This window comes from Leclercia sp. 29361, from assembly GCF_011290365.1.
GTDB classification, from domain to species: Bacteria; Pseudomonadota; Gammaproteobacteria; order Enterobacterales; family Enterobacteriaceae; genus Enterobacter; species Enterobacter tamurae.
In genome coordinates, this window is sequence record NZ_CP049786.1 from 2546512 (window position 1) to 2561609 (window position 15098).

17 protein-coding genes are annotated in these 15098 nt (G+C 57.2%); 7 read left to right on the forward strand and 10 right to left on the reverse strand.

The window, feature by feature from the left end; genetic code table 11:
- Positions 1 to 26 precede the first annotated feature (26 nt).
- Positions 27 to 1124 (reverse strand): NADH:flavin oxidoreductase, encoded by a 1098-nt coding sequence (locus G7090_RS12130; RefSeq protein WP_166182588.1) that lies wholly within the window; start codon positions 1122 to 1124, stop codon positions 27 to 29.
- Between the two features lie 143 nt (positions 1125 to 1267).
- Between G7090_RS12130 and G7090_RS12135 the strand changes: the two genes are divergently transcribed.
- Positions 1268 to 2140, forward strand: coding sequence for a LysR family transcriptional regulator (locus G7090_RS12135; RefSeq protein ID WP_166182589.1), 873 nt, complete (start codon positions 1268 to 1270; stop codon positions 2138 to 2140).
- A 43-nt stretch (positions 2141 to 2183) separates the two neighbouring features.
- Here the strand turns inward: G7090_RS12135 and G7090_RS12140 are convergent, their stop codons facing one another.
- The gene (locus tag G7090_RS12140) at positions 2184 to 2675 is read right to left on the reverse strand and encodes a GNAT family N-acetyltransferase (protein ID WP_166182590.1); all 492 of its coding nucleotides are present in this window, start codon (positions 2673 to 2675) and stop codon (positions 2184 to 2186) included.
- A gap of 117 nt (positions 2676 to 2792) precedes the next feature.
- Between G7090_RS12140 and G7090_RS12145 the strand changes: the two genes are divergently transcribed.
- Positions 2793 to 3731, forward strand: a complete 939-nt coding sequence (locus tag G7090_RS12145) for a LysR family transcriptional regulator (RefSeq protein WP_166182591.1) — start codon at positions 2793 to 2795, stop codon at positions 3729 to 3731.
- Here G7090_RS12145 and G7090_RS12150 read toward each other — a convergent pair.
- From G7090_RS12150 to G7090_RS12165, 4 genes are all read right to left on the reverse strand, one after another.
- Entirely contained in the window at positions 3728 to 4147 is a 420-nt protein-coding gene (locus tag G7090_RS12150) for a translesion error-prone DNA polymerase V autoproteolytic subunit (protein ID WP_166182592.1), read from the reverse strand. The genes G7090_RS12145 and G7090_RS12150 overlap by 4 nt on opposite strands.
- A 228-nt stretch (positions 4148 to 4375) precedes the next feature.
- Positions 4376 to 4735 carry a type II toxin-antitoxin system HigA family antitoxin gene (locus tag G7090_RS12155; RefSeq protein ID WP_106993044.1) on the reverse strand — a complete coding sequence of 120 codons (360 nt, stop codon included), beginning with the start codon at positions 4733 to 4735 and terminating at the stop codon, positions 4376 to 4378.
- Positions 4736 to 4738: 3 nt separating this feature from the next.
- Positions 4739 to 5041 carry a type II toxin-antitoxin system HigB family toxin gene (locus tag G7090_RS12160; RefSeq protein ID WP_166182593.1) on the reverse strand — a complete coding sequence of 101 codons (303 nt, stop codon included), beginning with the start codon at positions 5039 to 5041 and terminating at the stop codon, positions 4739 to 4741.
- A gap of 282 nt (positions 5042 to 5323) precedes the next feature.
- Entirely contained in the window at positions 5324 to 6202 is an 879-nt protein-coding gene (locus G7090_RS12165; protein WP_166182594.1) for a DMT family transporter, read from the reverse strand.
- Positions 6203 to 6292: 90 nt separating this feature from the next.
- Here G7090_RS12165 and G7090_RS12170 point away from each other — a divergent pair, with 90 nt between their 5' ends.
- The 3 genes from G7090_RS12170 to G7090_RS12180 all read left to right on the forward strand — a co-directional run bounded on the left by G7090_RS12170 (position 6293) and on the right by G7090_RS12180 (position 8453).
- Entirely contained in the window at positions 6293 to 7627 is a 1335-nt protein-coding gene (locus G7090_RS12170; protein WP_166182595.1) for a PLP-dependent aminotransferase family protein, read from the forward strand.
- Positions 7628 to 7935: 308 nt separating this feature from the next.
- Positions 7936 to 8118, forward strand: coding sequence for a general stress protein (locus tag G7090_RS12175; protein WP_039028538.1), 183 nt, complete (start codon positions 7936 to 7938; stop codon positions 8116 to 8118).
- A 116-nt stretch (positions 8119 to 8234) separates the two neighbouring features.
- Complete coding sequence (locus G7090_RS12180) at positions 8235 to 8453, forward strand: hypothetical protein (protein ID WP_166182596.1); 219 nt, start codon at positions 8235 to 8237, stop codon at positions 8451 to 8453.
- Positions 8454 to 8520: 67 nt separating this feature from the next.
- On the opposite strand, the gene G7090_RS12185 is transcribed toward G7090_RS12180, so the two are convergent.
- Positions 8521 to 9789, reverse strand: a complete 1269-nt coding sequence (locus tag G7090_RS12185) for an MFS transporter (protein ID WP_242685315.1) — start codon at positions 9787 to 9789, stop codon at positions 8521 to 8523.
- Between the two features lie 9 nt (positions 9790 to 9798).
- Positions 9799 to 10326: a cytochrome b561 gene (gene cybB / locus G7090_RS12190; RefSeq protein ID WP_106993048.1), complete on the reverse strand. Its 528-nt coding sequence runs from the start codon at positions 10324 to 10326 to the stop codon at positions 9799 to 9801.
- A gap of 185 nt (positions 10327 to 10511) precedes the next feature.
- Here cybB and gap point away from each other — a divergent pair, with 185 nt between their 5' ends.
- Complete coding sequence (gap, locus tag G7090_RS12195; protein WP_106993049.1) at positions 10512 to 11513, forward strand: type I glyceraldehyde-3-phosphate dehydrogenase; 1002 nt, start codon at positions 10512 to 10514, stop codon at positions 11511 to 11513.
- A gap of 103 nt (positions 11514 to 11616) precedes the next feature.
- Positions 11617 to 12543, forward strand: a complete 927-nt coding sequence (locus G7090_RS12200) for an alpha/beta hydrolase (RefSeq protein WP_166182597.1) — start codon at positions 11617 to 11619, stop codon at positions 12541 to 12543.
- Positions 12544 to 12649: 106 nt separating this feature from the next.
- Here G7090_RS12200 and aldA read toward each other — a convergent pair whose 3' ends face one another.
- Entirely contained in the window at positions 12650 to 14089 is a 1440-nt protein-coding gene (aldA, locus tag G7090_RS12205) for an aldehyde dehydrogenase (RefSeq protein ID WP_166182598.1), read from the reverse strand.
- A 199-nt stretch (positions 14090 to 14288) separates the two neighbouring features.
- Entirely contained in the window at positions 14289 to 15092 is an 804-nt protein-coding gene (locus G7090_RS12210; protein WP_166182599.1) for a YdcF family protein, read from the reverse strand.
- Positions 15093 to 15098: the final 6 nt, after the last annotated feature.

Sequence of the window (15098 nt, forward strand, 5' to 3'; positions counted from 1 at the left end):
TGGCTTGCCCGGCCAGGGATTTACTCTCACCCAGGAAGTTCGGCATCTTTGATATCGGCTATGGGCCCCAGAATGGCGCTATCAAATTCACGTACCGCTTCACCGGCAGCCACGCGTTCAGGCCAGTCATGGTTCGCAAGCGCGCCGCGGCCAAGTGAAATGAGATCCGCTCCCATATCCATAACCTGCTGTGCCCGGGATACATCATGCAGACTCCCGTTAGCCATAATGGTTAACCGCGGCGCATATTTCCGTGCCAGCTCAACCAGTGAGCGTGGGTTCTCAGGGAATGCTGGCTGCCATGCTTCAAACTCAGTCAGATGCAGATAATCAATCCCGGACTCAGCGAGCAACGTAAATACGACTCGCGCATCGTCTTCACCGTTCGCCCATTTATGGAAGAAGTCATTCACTTTTCCCTGCGAGATGCGAATACCCACCGGGATCGCCTGACCTACACGCTTTCTGACAGCCTTGATAACCTCAAGACTCAGGCGCAGACGTCCTGCAATGTCTCCGCCCCAGTAGTCAGTACGCTGGTTGGTGTAATCCGTAAAAAATTGATCAAGCAGGTAACCATTTGCGCCATGGATCTCCACGCCATCAAAGCCCGCGTCGAAAACAGCATAGGATGCGGCATCGGCAAAGCTATCAATAATGCTCTGAATCTCTTCTTCATTGAGTTCTCGTGGAACGGGATATTCACCTTCCCCACGATAAAACGTCATTTGTTTGCCAACAGGGCGAACGGCACTGGGACCAACGGTCCCGTCCAGAAAATGGTTCCCCTGAGAAAGCGCGCCAGAATGCTGGATTTGAGCAAAAATCCGGCCATTCTGTTGATGGACGGCGTCAGTAATCTTGCGCCAGCCCGCAACCTGTTCCGGGCTGGTCAATCCCGCCTGAAAGGCATACGTCTGGGACCAGGCTTTATCAATATAAATCCCTTCCGATATCACCAGGCCGAAACCGCCACGGGCAAAATCTTCGTAATAGGTCTTCATGCGCTCACCGGCTATGCCCTCTTCTGACGCTGTTACGCGGGTCATTGGGGCGACCGCGAGGCGGTTTTTTAAGGCGACGTTCCCGATATGACCGGGCGTGAATAAGGACAATGTCTTCATGGGTTTTCCTGAACAGGTTTAAATCATAAAGACAATATAATGATTGTATGCAAGGCCATAAACAGACCAAAATGATAAGGCTGTATAACGATTTTAGTTATAATGTGGTTTTTTTATTTTGTGTTTCCGCTACCGGAGTCGCCATGAATTTACAGGATGTGTCCCTCTTTCTGGTTATCACCGAAATGCGCAGCCTGACACAGGCGGCGAAACGGCAGGGTATTTCAGCGATGGCCGTTTCAAGACGACTCGCCTCGCTTGAGCAGGCGCTCGGAACGCGCCTTTTACAAAGAACCACCCGTTCGGTGTCGTTAACTCAGGAGGGTATGGAGTTTATCCCTTATGCCCGGGCGCTCATTGATGCGGAGACCGGCGCCAGGGCATTGTTCTCGCCATCAACGCAAGGGGCTTCAGGGTTACTGCGGATAACAGCCCCCTCGGGCTTCGGGCGGCGTAATATTTTGCCGCTGGTCCCTGAACTTCTCTCAGAGAATCCGGAGCTCAGCATCGACCTGCAGTTAAGCGAAGACGTGGTTGATATCGTTGGCAGAGGTATCGACGTTGCTATCCGTATTGCACCGCTGAAGGACTCGACCCTTATCGCGCGCAAAATCACCGATAATCCACGGATCATTTGTGCTTCACCCGCCTATCTGACCGCGAAGGGTAAGCCTGTGACGGTGGAGGATTTAACGCAGCATAACTGTCTGAGACTCAGTAGCGTACCGCAATGGATCCTCGAGCGTGATGGCGATATTCTGCGCGTCGGCGTTGAGGGTCGTTTCAGTTCAGATAATGTGGAAGGTGTCAGAGAGATGTGTGTTCTGGGGTTGGGTATCGCGCAATTAACTCGCTGGGATGTCATGCAAGAGATTCAGGAAGGCACGCTGGTTGAAATTGAATTATCTGATGCCCGTCCTCAGGATCTATCCGTGTGGGCCGTTTTACCGACAACACGTTACCTTCCCCTCCGGGTGAGTACTTTTATTGATAAATTAAAATTCTCCCTGACGTGATCCTCCTCCGGGATCGCGTGATACTCGTCCCGGGCGGTTTAAATCAGAGCATCATCATCATTTCATGCCACGCCATCCCGCCGTGATCGGACGCCGACGGCTTGATATAGCGGTAGCCAAAATGGGCATACAGATCGACGTGGCGATCTTTGCACATCAGGTGAATTGTCTTTTTGTTCATCGCCTTCAGGCGTGACACGAACTCACGCATCAGCAGCGACGAGTAGCCTTTCCCCTGATAATCCGGGTGAACCACCACGGACATGATCACTGCGTTTGGCGCATCCGGATCGTGGCCCACCAGCTCTTTAAACTCCTCGTCGGACATCACCACTTCCCATGCACAGCCCGCATTAATGAATCCGATGACATTGCCCTCCAGCTCCATACAGAGGAAGCCTTCCGGATAGCGGTGAATGCGGGTGGCAATTTTTTCGCGCGTTGCCGCTTCATCCCCTTCATAGGAAGTCATTTCAATTTCATAGCAACGATCGACGTCAGCTGGGGTTGCCTGTCGGAATACGGGAGTGGTCATGTTTTTGCCTTTTCATTATTTTGTGGGCGACAGGTTACTTTGTTCCTGGCATGTTTGCGCTGCATGTTATGCAATAATTAACTGCATAACATGCAGTTAACCGAATTCAGGAAAAACATGTACTCGCCCTTACGTAAGATCGACATGAATCTGCTGCTGGTCTTCGACTCTCTCTACCGTCACGGCAGCGTAACGGATGCCGCCAATGAGCTGGCCCTTAGCCCTTCGGCGCTGAGTCATGCCCTGAATCGCCTGCGAATGGCGCTTGAGGATCAACTGTTCGTGCGTACCGGCGGCCGGATGGTGCCCACCGCCAGAGCGGAGAGCATCGCGGCGAAGGTTTCCGCGGCGTTAGGCAGCCTCTCTTCCTGCCTGCACGAGCCCGGGCACTTCGAGGCGGGAAAAAGCCGGGAGACATTCACCTTTGCCGCAACGGACTACACCGCCGCGGTGATCTTGCCCGCGCTGGTGGCGCGCGTAAACCGGCTGGCACCGGGCATCACCATTAAGATTGTCTATTCGCGGGATTTTAATGCCGACGACGATCTGCTGTCAGGTAAGGTCGACTTCGCCCTGGGTTTCGAAGAGGAGCAAAAACCCCCCCGGCGCGGCATCGAATCCATGACCTGTTTTACCGATGATTATGTGGTTGCCGTGCGCCATGGTCACCCGGATATTCAGGATTCACTGACGCAGGAGCATTATCTGAGTGCCGGGCATGTGGTGGTGCGGCCGTGGATGGAAACTCGCGGGATGATCGATCGTTATCTGGAAAGTCAGCAGGTCCGCCGTCGGATCGTTGTTGAACTGCCCAGCCTGATGATCGCCCCGCTTATTGTCTCCCGCTCCGATCTGGTGATCACCCTGCCGAAAAGAGGTATAGCGTCGGTCTTTGATATGAAAGATCTGGTGGTTTTTGCTCCCCCCTTCCCGACACCGCAGTACACCCTGAAGGCGTATTACAGTCCTGCGCTGGGTAACTCACCCGGGCATCTGTGGATGAGGGAGCAAATTTTAGCGATATGCGATGGGCAAGAGCCGTTGCATGCAGGCTAATCCGCCGATTTGACGATATAGGTCACCACGCCAAAAATATCGAGCGAATCTTCGCTGCTCACGACAATCGGTGAATAGGCGCTGTTCATCGGGTTAAGCTGCACCCGGGGTCTGAGCTGGAGGCGCTTTACCGTAAACTCCCCCTCCACCGCGGCGATCACAATATCTCCGTGCTGCGCCGTTCTGCCGCTGTCGACAATCAGCAGATCGCCGTCGCCAATGCCGGCATCAATCATTGAATCCCCGGCGGCTTTTACGAAATAGGTTGAGCTGGGGTGCTGGATCAGCAATTTGTTCAGGTCGATACGCTGTTCCACGTAGTCCTGCGCCGGACTGGGGAAGCCGCACTGCACGACATCGCTGAAAAGGGGTAGCGCGATCACCTCGCGCAATGCTGCAAGTTGGTAAAACACCATGATTCGTTCCTCGAATACTGTTTTTATATACAGTAGTCGTAGCGAGGGGCGCAGGCAAGTCATGGGGCAGCGGCAGCTGTTTATTGCTTAACCGCTTCGCTTATAAGTGATTAATGTGTTTAACAATATTGATTTTGTAAATATTTCAGGACGTTGCATGGAGGTATCCCCTCACCTGCATGAACGGGACGGCTCCATGCACCTTAGTTTTTTGCTTCTACTGCGCTGTTACACACCCACCAGGCTTTCAAGAGGAATGCCAAGTTGAGCATGCAAACGGCGGATCATCGGTAAAGTGAGAGTCCGCGTTCCGTTCAAAATTTCGTAAACACGATTCGACTTACCGATGGCCGGCTCGAGATCCTTAGCACTCAGACCTTGCTGTTCCATGCGGAACTTAATGGCCTCAACCGGGGAAGGTGGCTCAATCGGATAGTGCTTTTTCTCATAATCTTCGATTAAAAGGCACATCACTTCAAAATAGTCACCTTCTGGTGTATCCAGTGCAGGTTCATTTTCAAACATCGGTTCGACCGCTCGCAGGGCCGCTTCATAGTCTTGTTCAGTTCGGATAGGTTTAATGTTCATCGTTTACTCCAGGTCAATCGTATCCGCGTCTACTGCATCATATTCCTTATGCGTTCCGATAAACTTAACGAAGATCCATCCACGCTGATAGGCAATTGCAACTATTAACCGGTAACTGTTTCCCTTGATATTGAAGACCACTCGCCTGTCTTTAAGAATACTGGCACTGCGGTACTGTACTTTAATTTCTGCTGGGGTTTTCCAGTCAGCTTTTGTAGCCTCATCCACCCAAGCCCTTAGCGGTTGTTCAGCATCGGGGTTCTCCGCCCAGAAATCCCTTAATATTTTCACCGAGATGATCTTCATGCACAAATGATAGTCCCAATATGGGACTTCAGCAATCCTTTAGTCCCATATTGGGATATGAGTAATAAATCATAGCCTTTGACAAATGGCTAACCGACAAGTTACGCCAGGAACGAGAGGAACCACCAAATGACAGCGTCCTTTGCAGGCGCAACAAAAAGATACTGCGGGAAGATCGAGGCGACAAGCCAGGAAAAACATTACCGGAAGGTGTCTCGCAAAACAGCGAGGTCGCATGTTCCCGGCCCGTATAGTCCTCAGGGAGAGGGAGCAGCTCTACCTTCAGCGGCCATATTTCCGCGAGGCAATCACACACAAAATCACACCCAGGGTGATAAACATCATCAGCGGGCTAACCCTCTCATGCAGCAGCGTAGCGGACAGCGCCAGCCCGAGAAACGGCTGCAGCAGCTGCAGCTGCCCGACGGCGGCGATCCCGCCCTGGGCCAGCCCTTTGTACCAGAAGATAAACCCGATCAGCATGCTGAACAGCGACACATAACCCAGCGCGGCCCAGGCTGGAATACCGATGTCGCTGAAGGATACAGGCATCATCAGCAGGGAGGCCACCACCATAAACGGCAGCGCCAGGATCAGCGCCCAGCTGATCACCTGCCAGCCGCCACACTCGCGGGTGAGCGCGGCCCCTTCGGCATAGCCCAGGCCGCAGACGATCACCGCCGCGAGCATCAGCAGATCGCCCGTCAGGGAGAGCGATGCGCCTTGCGTAAGGGCAAATCCCATCACCAGCAGGCTGCCCAGCACCGAGAAGATCCAGAAAGCCCGGGCAGGACGCTCCTTGCCGCGCAGCACCGCGAAAATGGCGGTCATCAGCGGCAGCAGCCCGAGAAAGACAATCGAGTGGGCGGCGGTGACATGCCGCAACGCCAGGGCGGTCAGCAGCGGAAAACCGACCACCACGCCCAGGGAGACCATCATCAGCGGCACAATCCGCGCGGCTGGCGGGCGTTTTTCCCGCCACCCGAGGATCAGGATCAGGGCCACCATCCCGGCAAGGGAGGCCCGGGCAAAGGTCAGGAAAAAGGGATCGAAATCCTGCACCGCAACCCGCGTGGCGGGCAAGGAACCGCTGAAAATGACGACGCCCAGCAGGCCGTTGAGCCAGCCTGAAAGCGCGTTTTTATCTACTGCAATATTCATTACCCTTATCTTCCCGATCTTGAGCCTCTGTGGAGCCGATGGTAGTCTCGCCCATTCAATACAATCAAATTATTGTCATGGATACATTTGATGAAAGCGCGCTACAAAGAGATTGTGGATCGCTACGCCGGATTGATTCGCTCGGCGCAGATCCCGGCAGGTACTCGCCTGCCCACCCACCGCACGCTCGCCACCCGGGAACATATCTCCCTCGCCACCGCGACGCGGGTCTACGCCGAGCTTGAGAAGATGGGGCTGGTGAGCGGGGAAACCGGGCGCGGCACCTTCGTCAGGGAGATCCTGTTGCCGTCGGGTCAGGGGATCGATCAGCATGCGGTTGCCAGCGATGTGCTGGATCTGAACTTCAACTATCCCGCCCTGCCGGGCCAGGGTGAGCTGCTGCGGGAGGCGCTCCGGCAGGTCGCCGCCGGGGGCGATATTGAAGCGCATCTGCGCTATCAGCCCCATGCCGGGAGGCAGACCGAGCGGGAGATTGTCGCCGCGCACCTCGCGGGGCCACATTTTCAACCTTCGGGGGATAACGTGCTGATCGTGAATGGGGCTCAGCATGGCCTGACCGTCACCGTGATGGGGCTGCTCCGGCCCGGCGACGTGGTGGCGGTGGATGCCCTCACCTACCCGGGCTTTAAGGCCCTGGCGGCGCTCTATCATCTGGAACTGCTCGCCATTCCCTGCACGGAAACCGGCCCGGACCTGACGGCGCTACGCCAGCTTTGTCAGCGGCGTCACGTGCGGGCGGTTTACACCATGCCCACCCTGCACAACCCGCTGGGCTGGGTGCTGAGCCGGGAGCAGCGCAGGACGCTGGCAGAGATTGCGCGGCAGCACGATCTGCTGATCGTCGAAGACACCGCCTACGGCTGGCTGATCCGCCGCCCGCCGCCCCCTGTCGCCAGCTTCGCTCCGGAACGGACGGTCTACGTCACCGGCTTTTCCAAAAATGTGGCGACCGGTCTGCGGGTCGGGGCGGTGGTCTGTCCGCCGGATCTGCGCCCGGCGCTGGAGAGAGCTATCCGGGCCACCACCTGGAATACCCCCTCGGTCATGACCGCCATGGTCTGTCACTGGATCCAGGACGGCACCGTGGCCCGGTTTGAAACCCTGAAACGACGCGACGCCCGGCAGCGGCAAGCCGTCCTCAACGCGGTGCTGGGGGATCTGCCCTGCATCACCCATCCCGAATCGTACTTTGCGTGGCTGCCCCTCGCGGACGAGGCCCGAGCCGATCGGGTGGTGAAAGCGCTGATGGACAACAACATCTCCGTCTCGACCGCCGAGCCGTTCTCCACCTCCGGCACGGTGCCGCAGGCGATCCGCATCGCCCTGGGGTCGGTGACGGTGGATAATTTACGCCAGGCGTTAATGCAGGTCCGCGCGGCGGTGGAGCTGGAGCAGAGCCGTTAAGCAGGGTCTGGCTTATTAAGAGTTGTCTTAATTATGTCCATAAGGCTTATTTTTCCGGATCTGTATCACAGTAAAAATTAAGGCTGAAATTATTCGGCCCGCATGTAACTTTTGCTAACTTATTTATTAGCGCCGATATATTCTCCCCCACCGCCGAAATCGCCTAAAATATATGCAGACCGCGAATAAAATCGCGCCGAATGGCTTATTGAACTTTCTGCCGTTCTGTCTACATTTATTTGTGCACACATTTGAAGAGGTTAATTTCCTCTCAGTAAATATTTTCAACGAAACACTGGAGACATGTTATGACTAAACATCGAGGCGGTTCCGGCAATTTCGCAGAAGACCGGGAGCGTGCATCCCAGGCCGGCCGCAAAGGTGGACAAAGCAGCGGCGGGAATTTTAAAAATGACCCGCAGCGCGCATCCGAAGCGGGAAAAAAAGGCGGACAAAATAGCCGGGGCGGTGGTCGTAAACCCGCGGCGTAAGTTTCACAATATATTCTCGGTCTGACCTCTTTTGTCAGACAATATAGTTGAGGCGAACAGAGCGGTATAAATACCGCGCCATTAACAGGCAGTTCGATGAATTATGCGGAGGTTATATGCTGCATTTAAGAAGACGAGTTCGCAATGCCCGTAATAATCATCGCACCAGTGATGATGTCGGCTGGATAATTCCGGGAGACGCTGAGCGTACCCGTTCACCGGATAGCGGTCCGGCACTCCAGCTCAGAAGAGATAATGACGCCAGCAGTGAGGTGAGGCTCAGCCAGCGTCAGTCGTATCTGGTCAACGCCATGGCGCGCCGCGACCTGAAGTAAGTATCTGTTAAGTGATGCAAAACTTGTTGTGCTTTGTTGTTCGCCCGGCCTTCCCCGCCGGGCTTTTTTATGCCCGCAGCGGCAGCCCGGCAGTCTCTCTGGCACGCAGCACCGTCAGAAGGGTAATCAGCGCCGCCGCCATCACGTACAGCGCCGGCGAGAGCGGATTGCCGGTCGCGGTCAGCAGCCAGGCCAGCAACCACGGCGTTATCCCGCCAAACAACGCCACCGCAAGGTTATAGGCGATCGCCATACTGCCATAGCGGATCCGGGTCGGGAACAGCTCCGCCATCGCCGCATTGCTGGCCCCATCAAAGGCGGCAATGCACAGCCCCACCAGCAGCAGCCCCAGCACCGCCGGGAACACCTCCCCGCTCGCCATCAGCTTCATGGCTGGCCAGGCGAAGAGGATCAACCCGAGGCATCCCGCCAGCATCAGCGGCTTACGGCCAACCCTGTCCGACAAGTAGCCCATAAAAGGCACCAGCACGGCGACGGCCAACAGCCCGAGGGTGGTGATGGTATACGCATCCAGCGCCGGGAAGTGCAGCGTCGCCACCAGGTAAGCAGGAATAAAGGTTTGCAGCATCCAGTGCACCACCGCCTTGATCGCCACAAACCCGATGCAGAAGCCCAGCGCCCGCCTGCCGGTGGTCAAGGCTCTGTGCAGCGGCGCAGGTTCCGTTTGATGGCTTTTCCGCAGCGCCTCAAATTCGGGGGAGTCCTGAAGATGGTTGCGCAGATAGAGGCCAATCCAGCCCAGCGGCCCGGCCAGCAGGAACGGAATGCGCCAGCCCCAGTCGTTCATCGCCGCCTCCCCCAGTAGTGCGGTCAGCAGCAGCACCAGGCCCGATCCGGCGACAAAGGCCATAAAGCCGAAGCTGTCGGTCCAGCAGGTGAAGTAGCCCCGGCGACTGGCGGGGGCAAATTCGGCCAGAAAGGTGGTGGCGCCTGCGCTTTCGCCTCCGGCGGCAAACCCCTGGATCATCCGCACCAGCACCAGCAGGACCGTGGCGAAAAGCCCGGCCTGCGCGTAGGTGGGCAGTAACCCAATGGTAAAGGTGGCGCCGGAGGTCAGCAGGATCACGGTGGCCAGCACCTTGCGCCGCCCGATCCGGTCTCCGAGGGAGCCAAACCACAGCCCGCCCAGCGGGCGGATCACAAACCCGGCGCCAAACACGGCAAACGATGAGAGCAGCGCCGTCGCCGGGTCGTTGGTATGGAAGAACTGCATGCCAATGATAGTTGCCAGCGTACCGTAGAGCCCAAAATCGAACCATTCGACAAAATGGCCGATGCCGGTGGCAACCAGCACCTTACGCTGTTGATGAGACACCGGCTGCCCTTAACGCTTTTTCGGCATCATGCGCAGCAGGGTGTTGTCTTTCCAGAAGTAGTGGTGAAGCAGCGCGGCAAAAGCGTGAATGCCGATGATGTAGTATCCCAGGTTCGCCAGGGTGACATGCCAGGCTTTCAACGTGTCCACCAGGTCGAAATTGGACTCGGCGGCGTGCGGCATCCCCAGGCCAAAGGCAAACCAGGTGTTGCCCCGGTTATACATCATCACCAGGCCAATCAGCGGCAGGGCAATAAACAGCAGGTAGATGGCAAGGTGGCCCAGATGGGATAAGCCGATGTACATCGGTTTTGGCTTCGGCACGATCGGCGGCGCAGGATACTTAAGACGTACCAGCAGGCGTGCCACCATCAGCACCAGAATTGAGATACCGCAGGAGACGTGGATCATGTTGATCAGCGGGCGGTCGCTGCGCGGGAAAAAGCCGCGAAACTCCATGGCACAGTAGGCCACAATCACCAGCAGAAAAACCAGCCAGTGAATTGCAATCTGCAGGCCGGTGTATTTATTGCGCATAGTCTTTCCTGAATAGAAGGCTAACAAAAAGGTAAAATAACCAGCTTCAGTTAAAAATTCATTATTTATTGTCCCCGCCTTTTCAAAAACTTCCGCGCAGATGAGCCATCTTCAATTGCCTCGCTGGGCTTCATGGTCTAATCCTGGATGAGTTCAACGTCCCGTCCATCACACAGGAGAAGATCATGAGTAAGATTGGCATTAACGGATTTGGTCGCATTGGCCGACTGGTTCTTCGTCGGTTACTGGAAACTCAGGACAGTAACAGCGTCGTGGCAATTAACGATTTAACGTCACCGAAAGTGCTGGCCTACCTGTTAAAACACGACTCCAACTATGGCCCCTTCCCCTGGAGCGTGGACTTTACGGAAGACTCCCTGATCGTCGACGGTAAATCCATTTCGGTATACGCCGAGAAAGAGGCGAAACATATCCCGTGGAAAGCCGCCGGGGTGGATCTGGTGGTGGAGTGCACCGGGTTCTACACCTCCCAGGAGAAGTCGCAGGCGCATCTGGATGCCGGTGCCAAAAAAGTGCTGATCTCCGCCCCGGCCGGGGAGATGAAAACCATCGTCTTTAACGTCAATGACGACACCATCGAGGCCAGCGATACCATTATCTCGGTTGCCTCCTGCACCACCAACTGCCTGGCACCGCTGGCGAAAGTGCTGCACGATTCGTTTGGCATCAAAGCCGGCACCATGACCACCATCCACGCCTACACCGGCACCCAGGCGCTGGTGGATGGCCCGCGCGGGAAAGATCTGCGCGCCTCACGCGCCGCAGCGGAAAACATCATCCCGCACACTACGGGCGCGGCGAAGGCCATCGGGCTGGTGATCCCCGCGCTGAGCGGCAAACTGAAGGGCCATGCCCAGCGCGTGCCGGTCAAAACCGGCTCCGTGACCGAGCTGGTGTCGATTCTGGAGAAAAAGGTGAGCGTGGATGAGATCCACCAGGCGCTGAAAAAAGCCACCGAAGGCAACGAGTCCTTTGGCTATACCGACGAAGAGATAGTCTCGTCAGATGTGATCGGCTCAAACTTTGGTTCGATCTTCGATGCCACCCAGACGGAAGTCACCGACGCGGGCGACGTCCAGCTGGTGAAAACCGTGGCCTGGTACGATAACGAATATGGGTTTGTCACCCAGCTGGTGCGTACTCTGGATAAGTTCGCTGCCCTGTAAACACGCCGCGGACAGCCCTGCTGTCCGCAACCTGTGAGTCGGTGCTGGTTTTCATTTTGTTAACCCTGATATAACAAAGGCTTTCCAGAGAGGGAGCCTTATCATGGAAGCACTGAGCCGCGACACATTAGAACAACAGATGGCGCAAGCCGTGGGTCGATCGACCACCTTTACCATCTGGCCCGATAATGAAGCCCCTGGCGCACGCACCAGCGACGCCGTTTTTACCCCTGAACCCCGCCATACCGGGACCTCCGACTACGATCGCGCCGTTACTGGCATCCGCGCGCCGGAGATCACCGTGTACGCCCCTGCCCGCCCTAACGGCGTGGGTATTCTGGTGGCGCCCGGCGGCTCTTATCGCCGCGTGGTGCTGGATAAAGAGGGCAGCGCGCTGGCCGCGTTCTTTAATGCCCGCGGTTATACCCTGTTTGTGATGACCTACCGTATGCCGGGGGATGGTCACGAAGAAGGGGCCGACGCGCCGCTGGCCGACATTCAGCGGGCGATGCGGGTGATCCGCGCCGGGGCTCAGGAGTGGAAGCTGGATCCGGCCCGCATTGGCGTACTGGGTTTCTCTGCGGGTGGGCACGTGGCGGCGAGCCTCGGCACCCGGCACGATGAAGCGGTGTATGCCCCAATGGACGCCGCCGATGCGTTCCCTGCCCGTCCGGCCTTTATGGCGCTGGTCTATCCGGTCATCACCATGCGCGAGGCGCATCATCATTCGGGTTCACGTCATGAGCTGATCGGGGATAACCCGACAGAGGCGCAGATCCACCATTACTCGCTGGAGGAGCGCGCCACCCGCGATGCGCCGCCAACCTTCCTGCTGCACGCCGCCGACGACCCGGCAGTAAACGTTGAGAATAGCCTGGGGATGTTCAACGCCCTGCGCCGCCTGGGGGTGCCGGTGGAGATGCATATCTTCGAGCGAGGAAAACACGGGTTCGGCATCCGCGATGCCCAGGGGTTGCCGGTGGCCGTCTGGCCAGAGTTGATGATGAACTGGATTGCGACAAAGGTGTAGCCTGTAACGCCGGGTGGCGGCTACGCCTTACCCGGCCTACGGGATCGGTGCCGATTTGTGAGTTTTGTAGGCCCGGCAAGCGAAGCGCCGCCGGGCATCTTCAGGCTCAGGACTGCAAATAGACCACCTGAGTCTGCAGGTACTCATGCAAGCCATGCTTGCCATCCGCCCCACCGATCCCGGATTTACGCCAGCCGGCGTGGAAGCCCTGCATCGCTTCAAAGTTCTCGCGGTTGATGTAGGTTTCGCCGAACTTCAGCCCTTTGATGGCTTTCATCGCCACGTTCAGATCCCGGGTGTAAATCGATGACGTCAGGCCATAGTCGCTGTCATTGGCCATCTTCAGCGCCTCTTCCAGAGAGTCAAACATCACCACTGGCAGCACCGGTCCGAAGGTCTCTTCGTGCATGATGGTCATCTCCTGACGCACGTCGAGCAGCAGTGTTGGCGGGTAATAATAGCCTTTACCCTCTACCGCTTTACCGCCCAGCACCACTTTCGCCCCCTCCTGCACCGCCAGGGCCACTTTCTGCTCCACGCGCTCCAGCGCCGCCGCGTTGATCAGCGGCCCCATGGCGATGTCGTTGCGCTCGGCCGGGTTGCCAAACTGCACGGCTTTCATCGCCTCGCCAAGACGGTTCACAAAGCGGTCGTAGATGCCCTTCTGCACATACACGCGCTCGGCGCAGTTACACACCTGCCCGGTGTTGATCACCCGTGAGTCGACAATCGCTTTGACCGCCAGCTCCAGATCCGCATCGTCCATCACGATAGCCGGGGCTTTACCGCCCAGCTCCAGGCACACTTTGGTGATGTTCTTCGCCGCGGCGGCCATGATCTTCTCGCCTGCGCCCACGCTACCGGTCATGCTGACCATCGCCACTTTCGGGTTGCCCGCCAGCTCCTGACCCACGGTTTCGCCGCGGCCCAGCACCAGGTTAAAGACCCCTTTCGGCAGGCCAATCTCGTCGACGATTTTGGCAAAGGCGATGGCGTTGTTCGGCGTGAACTCGCTCGGCTTAATGACGATGGTATTGCCGGTCAGCAGCGCCGGGGCCAGCTTGCGGGCAATCAGGAAGAACGGGAAGTTCCACGGCAGAATGCCGGTGGTCACGCCGAGGGCGCGTTTAAACAGCAGGATGTTTTCACCCGGGCGATCGCTCTGGATAATTTCGCCTTCGTAGCGGCGCGCCCACTCGGCCATGTAGTCGAGATAGTCGGCGGTGAACGCTACTTCCACCTCCGCCAGTTGCTGAATTTTGCCGCCTTCGGCCACGATCAGAGCGCTGATCTCGCTGGCGCGCTCACGAATACCGGCGGAGATTTTACGCAGCCAGCCCGCACGCTGGATGGCCGGCAGCGCCTCCCAGTCAGCCTGGGCGCGCTCGGCGGCGTCGATGGCCTTGCGGGCCTCTTCGGCGCTGCCGTCGGGAATACGGGAAATGACCTCTTCGGTGGCCGGGTTGATCACATCAATCCAGGCATCACCCTGCCAGGCTACAAACTGTCCATCGATATACATAGGATGTTGTACGGGTACTGTCATGACCTGCTCCTGTAATTGCACTGTTTTTAACAAGTAAAATTATTGTTAAAAACTACAGTTCCCGATCCGCAATCCCAGTCTATCGCGCTGTTTTTGTGAGATATCTCATAAAAGAAACGGGTCAGCAGGCGGAAATTATTACAAGTCGACAACAAAAGCGTGCCCGTTTGCGGGAAAGTCATCGCAAACGGGCAACGCGTTACAGCAGGGAGCGGCTGACCAGCGCCTCGGTGAGAATGACGTCGTTGCGCAGGATCTGCCAGGCGGTCTCAACCTCAGCAGGAATATCGACATGAACGATGAAATCGCGGCCGAGCGGGCCATAGCCGTTGATGTCGTCGCGCAGGCGCGGGAGCTCACCCAGCACCAGGGAGAGATAGCGTTCCACCGGCCACAGCCCCTCACCGCCGCCGCGGAATACCAGCCCGTCCTCGCTGTTCTGCAGCTGCGGCACGATGCCGGGATGGCTGGTCCACGCCGGAGCATCGGGCTTATCGCGCCAGACCCGGGCAAAGGTCGCCATGGTACGGCGCTGCATGGTGGGGTCCTGGACCACAATTCCGCGCTTCACCGTCAGGTGATGATGGGTGATGGTGGCGGCGCTGAATCGGGCATTTTCACCGCAGTTGGTGGACTGATCTTCCACCAGCAGACGCTCCGGTGGAATATGCCAGAACTCCCGGGCGATCTCCGCCAGGATGGTGGCTTCGGCTTTGCCGGTGGTACGCACCCTGTTGTAGCGCGGGTGTCGCGCAATGGCGGCGTATAAAAAGGTGGTTGAATGGCCGATGCCGCCGCTGATCAGCAAAGGGATGGCCAGCTCCGACGCCAGACGACAGGCCGCGTCGATGGAGGGGATCACCGCATTACCGGCCAGCACCACCAGATCCGGCTGCAGCGCGGGTGGATTGAAGGGCAGATTATCCTCAGCGAGCCAGGCCCCGACGGTATTGACCGCAGCCAGGGTTTTATCCGGCAGAGATGGGAAGATTGTGAGACTCATCGTTAC

Bases quoted from the DNA above. Each gene is read 5' to 3' on its own strand.
- G7090_RS12210 (WP_166182599.1), bottom strand. From the start codon at position 15,092: ATGAGTCTCACAATCTTCCCATCTCTGCCGGATAAAACCCTGGCTGCG.
- aldA (WP_166182598.1), bottom strand. From the start codon at position 14,089: ATGACAGTACCCGTACAACATCCTATGTATATCGATGGACAGTTTGTA.
- G7090_RS12140 (WP_166182590.1), bottom strand. From the start codon at position 2,675: ATGACCACTCCCGTATTCCGACAGGCAACCCCAGCTGACGTCGATCGT.
- G7090_RS12135 (WP_166182589.1), top strand. From the start codon at position 1,268: ATGAATTTACAGGATGTGTCCCTCTTTCTGGTTATCACCGAAATGCGC.
- G7090_RS12155 (WP_106993044.1), bottom strand. From the start codon at position 4,735: ATGAACATTAAACCTATCCGAACTGAACAAGACTATGAAGCGGCCCTG.
- G7090_RS12145 (WP_166182591.1), top strand. From the start codon at position 2,793: ATGTACTCGCCCTTACGTAAGATCGACATGAATCTGCTGCTGGTCTTC.
- G7090_RS12165 (WP_166182594.1), bottom strand. From the start codon at position 6,202: ATGAATATTGCAGTAGATAAAAACGCGCTTTCAGGCTGGCTCAACGGC.
- G7090_RS12160 (WP_166182593.1), bottom strand. From the start codon at position 5,041: ATGAAGATCATCTCGGTGAAAATATTAAGGGATTTCTGGGCGGAGAAC.
- G7090_RS12180 (WP_166182596.1), top strand. From the start codon at position 8,235: ATGCTGCATTTAAGAAGACGAGTTCGCAATGCCCGTAATAATCATCGC.
- G7090_RS12200 (WP_166182597.1), top strand. From the start codon at position 11,617: ATGGAAGCACTGAGCCGCGACACATTAGAACAACAGATGGCGCAAGCC.
- G7090_RS12130 (WP_166182588.1), bottom strand. From the start codon at position 1,124: ATGAAGACATTGTCCTTATTCACGCCCGGTCATATCGGGAACGTCGCC.
- G7090_RS12150 (WP_166182592.1), bottom strand. From the start codon at position 4,147: ATGGTGTTTTACCAACTTGCAGCATTGCGCGAGGTGATCGCGCTACCC.
- gap (WP_106993049.1), top strand. From the start codon at position 10,512: ATGAGTAAGATTGGCATTAACGGATTTGGTCGCATTGGCCGACTGGTT.
- cybB (WP_106993048.1), bottom strand. From the start codon at position 10,326: ATGCGCAATAAATACACCGGCCTGCAGATTGCAATTCACTGGCTGGTT.
- G7090_RS12175 (WP_039028538.1), top strand. From the start codon at position 7,936: ATGACTAAACATCGAGGCGGTTCCGGCAATTTCGCAGAAGACCGGGAG.
- G7090_RS12170 (WP_166182595.1), top strand. From the start codon at position 6,293: ATGAAAGCGCGCTACAAAGAGATTGTGGATCGCTACGCCGGATTGATT.